Genomic DNA, 8,904 nt, shown 5'->3' with positions numbered 1-8,904 from the left:
CCCAAGCACGAAAGGCGATAATCACGCCAACTATTCCGCCAATAATGGCTAACCAATAATTGACAAAAAAGTTCGACATATGAATTAATATGCGTGTGGGTAGGGGCAAATCAACCCCAAAGCGGCTGAACATGGTCGCAAATTGCGGAATAACCTTAATATTTAAAATAAACATGGCGATGGTAATAAAACTGATCACAAAAGTGGGATAACGCATCGCCGTCTTAATACGTTTGCGTGTCTCAACCTCTTGTTCATAGTAGTTTGCCAGTTGTAATAAAGCCTGATCTAACCGGCCGGTATTTTCTCCGACGCTAATCATCGAGACAAACAGCGGACTAAAAACATGGGAATGCATTTGCATGGCGGCAGATAACCCACGCCCATTGGTAAGCTCGCTGGTCACCTCTTCTAATGCCTGTTGCAACTGCTTATTGGTGCAGTTTTGTGTCAAGCCTCGCATAGAGCGCAATAATGGAACTCCAGCCTTGGTTAAACTGTACATCTGCCGACAAAAAATCACTAAGATTTCCAGCGGTACGGCAGGCGTTAACCAGGCTTTCCAGTCAATATTGGTCGAGTTCGCTGATTTTTTTGCCACGATAGAGGTTGGGATCACCCCTTGGCTGAGTAAAGCTTCCACCGCCATTTCTTCACTCGGGGCGTCAACACTGCCTGAGGCTTTACTGCCATCGGCATTTCGGCCTAGATATTGATAGTGTGGCATAATCCTTCCTATCGCTTATAAATAGATGGGTTGAGCCATACCGGAGGCATCCCCTTCACCGAGAACCATCACTTCATCCATGCTGACAACCCCTTGAATTGCCAATTCCATTGCTCGGGCTAATAGCGGTTTATAATGATGTGATGAACGAGCGGCATGAGCAAAGCCCGATGTATCGTTCGCTCTTAGAGCATCCATCATCGACGGCTCAAGCTCCAGCATTTCAAACACACCGATTCGTCCTCGATATCCGGTTAAGTTACAACTTTGGCAACCTCGCCCATGCACAAAGTGCTGGGACACTTGATTAGGAAAACGTTCCGCCAACCATTGTCGACGGGCCTCATCTAGCGGATCGTCTGTTTTACAATCTGGGCAAACTTTACGAATTAAGCGCTGGGCAACCACCGCACGTACTGCACTAGCAACCAGATACCCTGGCGCACCCATATCAATCAAACGTAAAGCGCTATCGACCGCATCATTAGTGTGTAAGGTACTCAACACTAAATGGCCCGTTAATGCGGCTCGTAACCCAATCTCAGCGGTTTCTTGATCTCGGATTTCACCGACTAAAATAATATCTGGGTCTTGGCGTAAGAAAGTACGCAATAAGGTTGAAAAATCGAGGCCAATTTTTGGGTTAACTTGAACTTGATTTAAGCGAGCAATCCGATATTCGACCGGATCTTCTGCGGTAATAATTTTTTTGCCCGCTTCATTTAATTCAGAAAGCGCCCCATAAAGCGTGGTGGTTTTACCCGACCCCGTCGGCCCAGTCACCAAAATCATGCCATGAGGTCGTTTCAGTTGTCGTCTCAGTCGCTGCAGTAAATCGACGGGAATACCAGACTCTTCTAATTTTCGAATCCCACTGGTTTGATTCAGTAACCGCATGACCACCGATTCACCATATTGAACTGGCATCGTGGAAAGACGAATATCGACCGACTGACCTTTTGTACGGATATTAAAGCGGCCATCTTGAGGTAAGCGTTTTTCAGAGATATCTAGGTTCGCCATCAGTTTCAAACGAAGAACTAATGCAGAAGCAATATTAACTTCATTAAGCAAAGTTTCATGCAATACACCATCAATACGCTGGCGAATACGTAAGAGGTTGGCATCCGGTTCAATATGGATATCTGATGCCCCAACTTGAATCGCATCTTCAAACAGCGAGTTGATCAGTTTCACCACCGTCATATCATCGGATTCATCACCGGCAATATTGTAATCAAATGCATCACTGTCTTGATGCTCGGCCTGCAACTGCTCAGCAAATGAAGCGATCTCTTTCGTCCGTCGATAATAACGATCAAAAGCCTCAACCAACTGTTTTTCGGGCGCAAGAACATACTCAAACTGATAGTTTGGCAGTTGTGTCAATAAGGACTCTTGTGCAAAAAGATCCGCCGGATCACTCATCACAATGCGCAGTATATCCTCGTTACGTCCAATCACTAAAGCACGCAAACGACGGGCATGCACTTCCGGCAGTAATTGGACCGCATCAATATCAATGTTGGCACGATTCAAATCAATTAAAGGCAATGATAGTTGATGAGACAAAAAGGCTAACATCTGCTGTTCAGTTAAAAAGCCTAACTCAATCAAGGTACGACCCAGTTTGCTGCCAGTCTGTTTTTGAACCACCAATGCTTGTTCAACTTGTTGCTCTGTGATGATACCTTCTTCAATAAGAAGATCACCAAGACGTTTTCTTAACTCAATTTTCACCTTGGCTCACCTCTTGCTGCATGAGTAATTGCAAACGCTGACGAATGAATGCGTGAGATTGGGTCGATAACCCGACGTTCTTTAACGCCATTTGATAAGATTCTTGAGCTTCGTTATACCTTAACGCTCGCTCTTGCTGAATTGCCAGCCCCAACCACCAACGACCGTTAGTGGCTTCTTTTTCAGTCAAGCGTTGATAACTATCTAACGCAATATCATTCAATTTATTTTTCTGAGCCAAAGCTGCACGCAAAGAAAGATACTCAACAGAAGCACCATCAGGCACATGATCTAACGGCGATAATGCTGCTTCATTCTGGCCTTCTTTCACTAATAATTTTGCCAATGCGATACGCAAGGTTTCGCCATCATAGTCAAGCTCAACCCCTCGTTGTAGCAACTCAAAGGCTTTTCTTACATCGCCTTTGCCGTAATAAAGCGCAGCCAATTGCTGACGAACTTGCTCGTTTCTTGGCGTATAACGCAATGCCTCACTGTATGCTTTTACCGCACCGTTAAAGTCATTACTATCTAATGCCTTATTCGCACGTGTTAATGCTTGGTTTGATAATGCTTGAGGTGTCAGCTCTACTTGCTCAACCAACATGTTTTTCTCAGGCTTGCTTGGCAAAGCAACCGCTGAGGTGGCGGTTAAGGGTTCCGGCTTGGGTGTCGCCGTTGTTACTGCGGCCAATGTCATTTCAGGCGACGTCACCGGAGGGTCGGCCACCTCTTGCGTTGGCGCTAAGCGATACACCGCGACCGCTAAAGAGGGAACATGTTGCGTCGGTGAAGAAAAGTTATTGGCGATTTGGGGTGATGCCAGCGATGAATCGATCAGCACATTTGGCATGACATCACTCGCTTGCTGCGAGACGGCCCAGCCTCCGACGGCGAGGCTAAGAGCAAAACCACCAACGAGCCAGATCCATGCAGGGCGAGTTTTAGCCATGGGTAGCTCGACCCGTTCAATGTCACCGAGTGTCTTACTCTGTTTTGACACTAATTGTGACAGTGCCTGATTAATTACACTCATTGATTGCTCCATCCCCACAAAAGAGGCCATTTGAATTTTGGTTGACAGGCGTCGAAGGTATCGTGAATAGCATGATACAAATGCACATTGGAGACTTCGTACTGCTTGGCATAAAACGTAAGTAATAATGCCTTATGACAAATTTGGTTTAATAAGCGAGGGATTCCTTGGCTGGCTTTCCACGCTGCTTTCTTCTGCTGTACACTAAACAATGCTTTTTCAACACCTGATTTTCGCAACCGGTTATCGATATAAGCTAAAGCTTCAGCCTGCGATAGCGGCCTGAGTTGAGCACTGAATGTGATACGTTGCCGCAGCTGCCTTAGCTGATGTTGAGCTAAACGTTCATCTAATTCCGGCTGACCTAATAACACCATTTGTAATAACTTACGCTGTTCTGTTTCTAAGTTGCCAAATAGACGTAAGGTTTCCAAAGCATCATCAGACAAGGCTTGCGCCTCATCCACAATCACAACCGCTCGTTTTCCTTGCTCATACCATTCGATTAAACGAGATTGAATAGCATCGATCAATACGCTATCGCTCACCAAAGGTACCTTCAACGCCGTCGCCACTGAGCGGCGCAACTCAATGCCTAACAAGGCTGGATTAGGCAGATAAATCCAGTGAATATCCGCCGCTAAATGAGTCAATAGCATACGACACACCATGGTTTTTCCGGTGCCGACTTCACCGGTGACTTTAATGATCCCCTCGCCCATTTCTAACGCAGCATTCACAGTTTGTAGCGCTTCATAGTGCGGTGCTAACCCTAAAAAAAGCGCCGTGTCGGGTGTCAAATGAAATGGAAATTGCTCAAATCCATAATGTGTCAGGTACATAACTGATTTAGTTCAAACCTTATTCTGCGTCTGGAAACCACTCTTGTAATAGATCTCTTGAACGCTCCAGCTCTTTTTGCCAGGTATTTACCCCAACCACCGTCGGCTTAAGCAAAATCACTAACTCGGTTTTTTGCGTTAACTCTGTAGTATTACGGAACAAATGCCCTAACACGGGAATATCGCCAAGAAAAGGAACCTTGGACACCCGATTATTGGTGTTGGTTTTCATTAATCCACCAATGACGACCACATCACCGTCCTGCGCCCGAATCACTGAATCAGACTCACGAATCGAACTACGAGCAAGTGGTAATGAATAAAGCTCGCTACCGAATTGAATATCTTTGGTTTGTTGCTCAACTTCAATCACCGAAGGGTGTACATGCAATAAAACGTTACCTTTATCATCAATTTGTGGGGTCACATCTAAAGAGATACCGGAGAAAAAAGGTGTTAACGCGACATCGGGCGAGGCATTCGAATTGTCACCACTTCCGACCACACTGGTTAAATCCGTCACGTAATATTCGTCCGTTCCTACCTTTATCACCGCTTTTTGGTTATTCGCGGCGGTGACTCGAGGGCTAGACAAGACATTCAAATCCCCTTGAGTAGCCATAAAGCTCAATACGGAGTCAAAGCTACCATCTGAAATGGTAATATTGGTTTGTCCACCCAACAGTGAGCCAATCGCATCCAATCCGGGTAAACTTGACGTGTTACTTCCAATCCGATTAAGCACCACCTTGCCGTTACCAAACGACATGTTTGACCAATTAATGCCTTGCTGATAACTATCCGTTAAGGTGACTTCTAATATTTTGGCTTCCAAGATCACTTGCCGCTGCATACGTTGATGTGAAATAGCTAAAAATTGTCGAACTTCGCGAATTTCATCAGGATAAGCTCGTAAGGTTAAAATGCCCGCTTGGGGTGTAACCACGACACTCTGTCCACGATCAGAACCAATTAAGCGAGCGACCGCTTGCTGCAGCTGAGACCAAAAATCACTTTCGTTGATAGTTTCAATTTCTGTTCCACCACGCATGGAAGTGCTAGTCTCTGAACGGCTAACACCACTACTGCTGGTACGGTTAGAGCCGCTATCAGTATTGGTAATGGTTCCGGTGCTAATGGATGTTAATGAGCGGCCTGTACGTTTAAATTGTAAGTAATCAACTGGAATAGAGACGGTTCTCAGCCCGACCGGGTAAACTTGAATAATTTTACCGATTTTTTCCACTTCGTAGCCATATAAATCACGTACGACATCCAAGGCTTCATCTAAAGTTACATCGGATAAATTGATCGTGATCTCGCCTTCAACGTCAGGATGGATAGCGACACTAAACTCACTATTTTTCACCAAACTGGCAAAAAAGGCTTTCGCTTCCACTTGATTGGCCTGAATATGAAAACGCTGCGTATTGGCTGATGAATCAAGAACCGGCTCACTGAGATCGGGCATAAGATCAGCTTCAACCGAAGCGGGCAATTGATCAATCATTCGGCTATTGGTTTCATTCAATACTTGATTCAGTGAGTCTTTTATTTCAACAGGATCCCGATGGCCCATTGCACAGCCCACTAAGCTAGTTACTACGACACCGATTATAATTTTATGCATCACTCTCATACCTTAATTTTTGATGTCTAGCGAGAACAACTGTAGTTCCCAACGCTGTTTACCACGCATCAAAATCACACTGGAATCTGTCACTTTGGCTATCTGATAACCTTGGATATTTTCGCCAACCGACAGTACCTGATTATTCAATACAACATAACACTCTTTTTGGCATACGATACTTTGCAATTCAGGTAATGGCGCTTGCTGAACCTCGGCCATTGAAGCTCTATACCCAGCTAATGGAGCCGTGGGATCCTCTGCCGCAATGACCTGATGACTCAGTAAAAGCAAGATCGTCAACCGCATTATTTTACCCACCGATAAACTCCTTACGAGAACTGAGTGTATAGATTTCCAAAATTAATTTTGCTTGAGGATATTGCACCACTTGATAGTGAAAACGCCGCCAATAATAGTTAACAGGCAAACCTTCTAGAGCAGCAAGATAATCGTAAATAGCAAAATAACTGCCAGTCAATTCCATTCTAACAGGATGAATAAAATACTGACTTGGGTACTCATCCTGTTGCTTACCCATTGGCTCGGCAGGTAAAGAAGTCAGGCGAAGTAATTTCAATTGCTGGCTCTTCTCTAATACTTCACGCAAAACTTTTGCCATTTGAGAGGGCGAGACTAAATTCTCCATCACTTGATCGAGTTGAGCTGAAAGTTGTTGATGTTGTGCTTTAAGTTGTGTCAACTCAATCTCGATGTCTACATCAGGATCCTTACTTAACTCATGCTGTAACTGCTGTACCGCCAATTGCATTCCTTGATTAGATGACTGCAAACTGGCTAGGCGATTCGACTGTATTTGATGACGTGTCAAAAGCGGGTCAATCAGAAAGGTTTGCAATGAGACAATGATCACCACTAAACCGCAGCCACTGATTAACCATTTTTCACGAGGCAAGCGCTGATTAAAGGCTTGATTTAATTTATTCCAAAGCACTCTCATCTCTACATCTCTTGCTTAGTTTTTAGCTCAAACGTCACAATATCGTTCTCATCACGTCCTATTATTAACCGCTCAAAACTGCGGCCAACTAAATGTAACTCTTGTTGAAATTGTTCGATCCAGTGTGGAATCGCTTTCGCATCACGGGCCAAACCTTGGATATCAAAACGTTGCTGATCAATCTCAATTTGCGTTAACGAAATATCCTTACGTGCGAGGTTTGCCAGTGCTTCCATCACACCCGAATACCCTTCACTTTGCAGATGCTCGAAGCGATTGATCGCATTTAATGACGCCTGTTGCGCCGCAATATCTTTTTTTATTCTCGCAGCTGCCGCCAGTTTATATGGCGACGGTAGGTGTCGCGCTTTTTGCTCTTTCAACTGTTTAAGTTGTAAAGAAAGCGCGGCTGATTGCTGCTCCGCTAAGATGACTTGCTGCTCGATTTTTATCCCCTGATAATGATAAACCGCCGCAATCGCTAACATGCAAACCATAAAACCAAGCAAAACCGAGCTAACGGTCATCAGTGAAAAATAATCTTTCTTAGGTTTTAAATGGCTTTGGTAGAAATTTAAAGCCTCATGAGGAGCCAATTGAGCATAATGAGCCAACATAGTGCCAGACAGCGGCTGAGAAACCGCCTTCGACAGCGTGCTGACTTTCACATTCAAACGTTCATTCAGTGCCGCAACAAGCTCGTCGTGATCTTCGCCATCGCAGCACACTTTGAGCTGATGAAGCGCTATTCCTTTTAATTGTGAAGATAAATAATCAATTGAACGCTGTAATTCCAATGCTAAGCTATCAAATTGAAGACCTGAGCTGGCTACGCCGGTGATTGGCGCGACAACCCCGCGTAACGTACGCTGAAAATAGCAACGTTGATCGACAAAAGCATCAAATTTAAAATTTCCTGCCTTATTACGCTGTAGCAGTAAAAACTGCGTTAAAGTATCACCACTGCTTGCCCACACTTCTTGCTCTGGTAACACTCGCCCCAATTGGCAACCTTGTGTTTTCAGCAATTCAACCATCTCAAGAATCACTTTCTTGCTGATGACGTAGGCCTGTACTTTATTCGTCCCACTCAATGGATAAGCGTCTGCAACGACTTCTGCGGGTTTCTCATTAATCAAATCTTTGATTAAAAAGGGGAGTGCGGCAGGCCACTCTTCACGCGCAATATTAGGTTTATCAATTTGGTAGCTTTGGTAAAGTTGGGAGTGTAACACCAGATCAATCACCACCCCTTGCACGCCAGCCGCTTTTAAAGCCTTTATTAAAGCATGTGACCAATCACGATCAGCCAGCGGATAGCATTCTGGTACTGTCAAAGTGTCTGCAGATGAAAAATAAATCGCATCAGGTTGAATGACAGCAAAGAGTGAGTGACTTTGCTTCTTTTTGCCGATGATTTTTTTTATCAGAACATCAATTTTCATGTCTATTATTTTGTCCGCCATCGGTTTCGTTTACCGGGTTTAACAGAAGGTTGCTTGATTGAATGTGAGGAGATTAACAAAGGCTGCTCGACGTCAAATAAGCGTCCTTGAACACCATTGACCCCTAAAGAAAGCAAACATTGTCGCTCTGCTTCATGTTCAACCCCAACCGCAATCACTTGGGTAGGAGTGCCACTACATACCCCAATCAGACTACGAACAAATAGCTGATTTTCATGGCGTTGATGGATATTTTTGATCAAACTCCGATGAAGCTTAAGATAATCAATATTTAGATCCTTAATGTAATGTGTGGCGACAATGGTGCGCCCCGCTTGGCCAACCACTAATTTACATCCCAATCCACTGATCATTTTCATGACGGGGCGCATATAATCGAGATGTTGAGCCAATCGCCCCTCAGCAAATTCAAAAGAGAGCCTTGTTCGCAATGCGATGGGCAATTGCATCAATTCATTACGAAACCATCGCCAATAAAACTTATTCGCAAAAGGAACAACTT

At 44.5% G+C, this 8,904-nt stretch carries 9 protein-coding genes; all 9 read right to left on the bottom strand.

Annotated features, from left to right (window positions below; translation table 11 throughout):
- The coding region (locus B7C60_RS18935) for a type II secretion system F family protein (RefSeq protein WP_245869227.1) at positions 1–727 on the bottom strand (727 nt) is incomplete at its 3' end.
- 15 nt (positions 728–742) lie between these two features.
- Positions 743–2,467 (bottom strand): GspE/PulE family protein, encoded by a 1,725-nt coding sequence (locus B7C60_RS10895; RefSeq protein ID WP_099611681.1) that lies wholly within the window; start codon positions 2,465–2,467, stop codon positions 743–745.
- Positions 2,457–3,503, bottom strand: coding sequence for a tetratricopeptide repeat protein (locus B7C60_RS10890; RefSeq protein WP_099611680.1), 1,047 nt, complete (start codon positions 3,501–3,503; stop codon positions 2,457–2,459). The genes B7C60_RS10895 and B7C60_RS10890 overlap by 11 nt, the downstream gene beginning before the upstream one ends.
- The gene (locus B7C60_RS10885) at positions 3,500–4,345 is read right to left on the bottom strand and encodes an ExeA family protein (RefSeq protein WP_099611679.1); all 846 of its coding nucleotides are present in this window, start codon (positions 4,343–4,345) and stop codon (positions 3,500–3,502) included. The genes B7C60_RS10890 and B7C60_RS10885 overlap by 4 nt, the downstream gene beginning before the upstream one ends.
- Before the next feature lie 19 nt (positions 4,346–4,364).
- Positions 4,365–5,975, bottom strand: a complete 1,611-nt coding sequence (gene mshL, locus B7C60_RS10880; protein WP_099611678.1) for a pilus (MSHA type) biogenesis protein MshL — start codon at positions 5,973–5,975, stop codon at positions 4,365–4,367.
- Between the two features lie 12 nt (positions 5,976–5,987).
- Positions 5,988–6,296, bottom strand: a complete 309-nt coding sequence (locus tag B7C60_RS10875) for an MSHA biogenesis protein MshK (RefSeq protein WP_245869224.1) — start codon at positions 6,294–6,296, stop codon at positions 5,988–5,990.
- A complete protein-coding gene (gene gspM / locus B7C60_RS10870) occupies positions 6,289–6,936 on the bottom strand; it encodes a type II secretion system protein GspM (protein ID WP_099611677.1) in 648 nt (215 codons plus the stop codon). The genes B7C60_RS10875 and gspM overlap by 8 nt, the downstream gene beginning before the upstream one ends.
- Positions 6,937–6,938: 2 nt before the next feature.
- On the bottom strand, positions 6,939–8,381 hold the full coding sequence (locus B7C60_RS10865) for an MSHA biogenesis protein MshI (RefSeq protein WP_099611676.1): 1,443 nt from the start codon (positions 8,379–8,381) through the stop codon (positions 6,939–6,941).
- Between the two features lie 5 nt (positions 8,382–8,386).
- Positions 8,387–8,904, bottom strand: a 518-nt coding sequence (locus B7C60_RS18930; protein WP_245869219.1) for an EAL domain-containing protein, incomplete at its 5' end; no start/stop codon positions are given.

Origin of the sequence: Vibrio fujianensis (assembly GCF_002749895.1) — a bacterium.
Taxonomy (GTDB): Bacteria; Pseudomonadota; Gammaproteobacteria; order Enterobacterales; family Vibrionaceae; genus Vibrio; species Vibrio fujianensis.
This window is presented reverse-complemented; position numbering and strand designations above follow the sequence as displayed.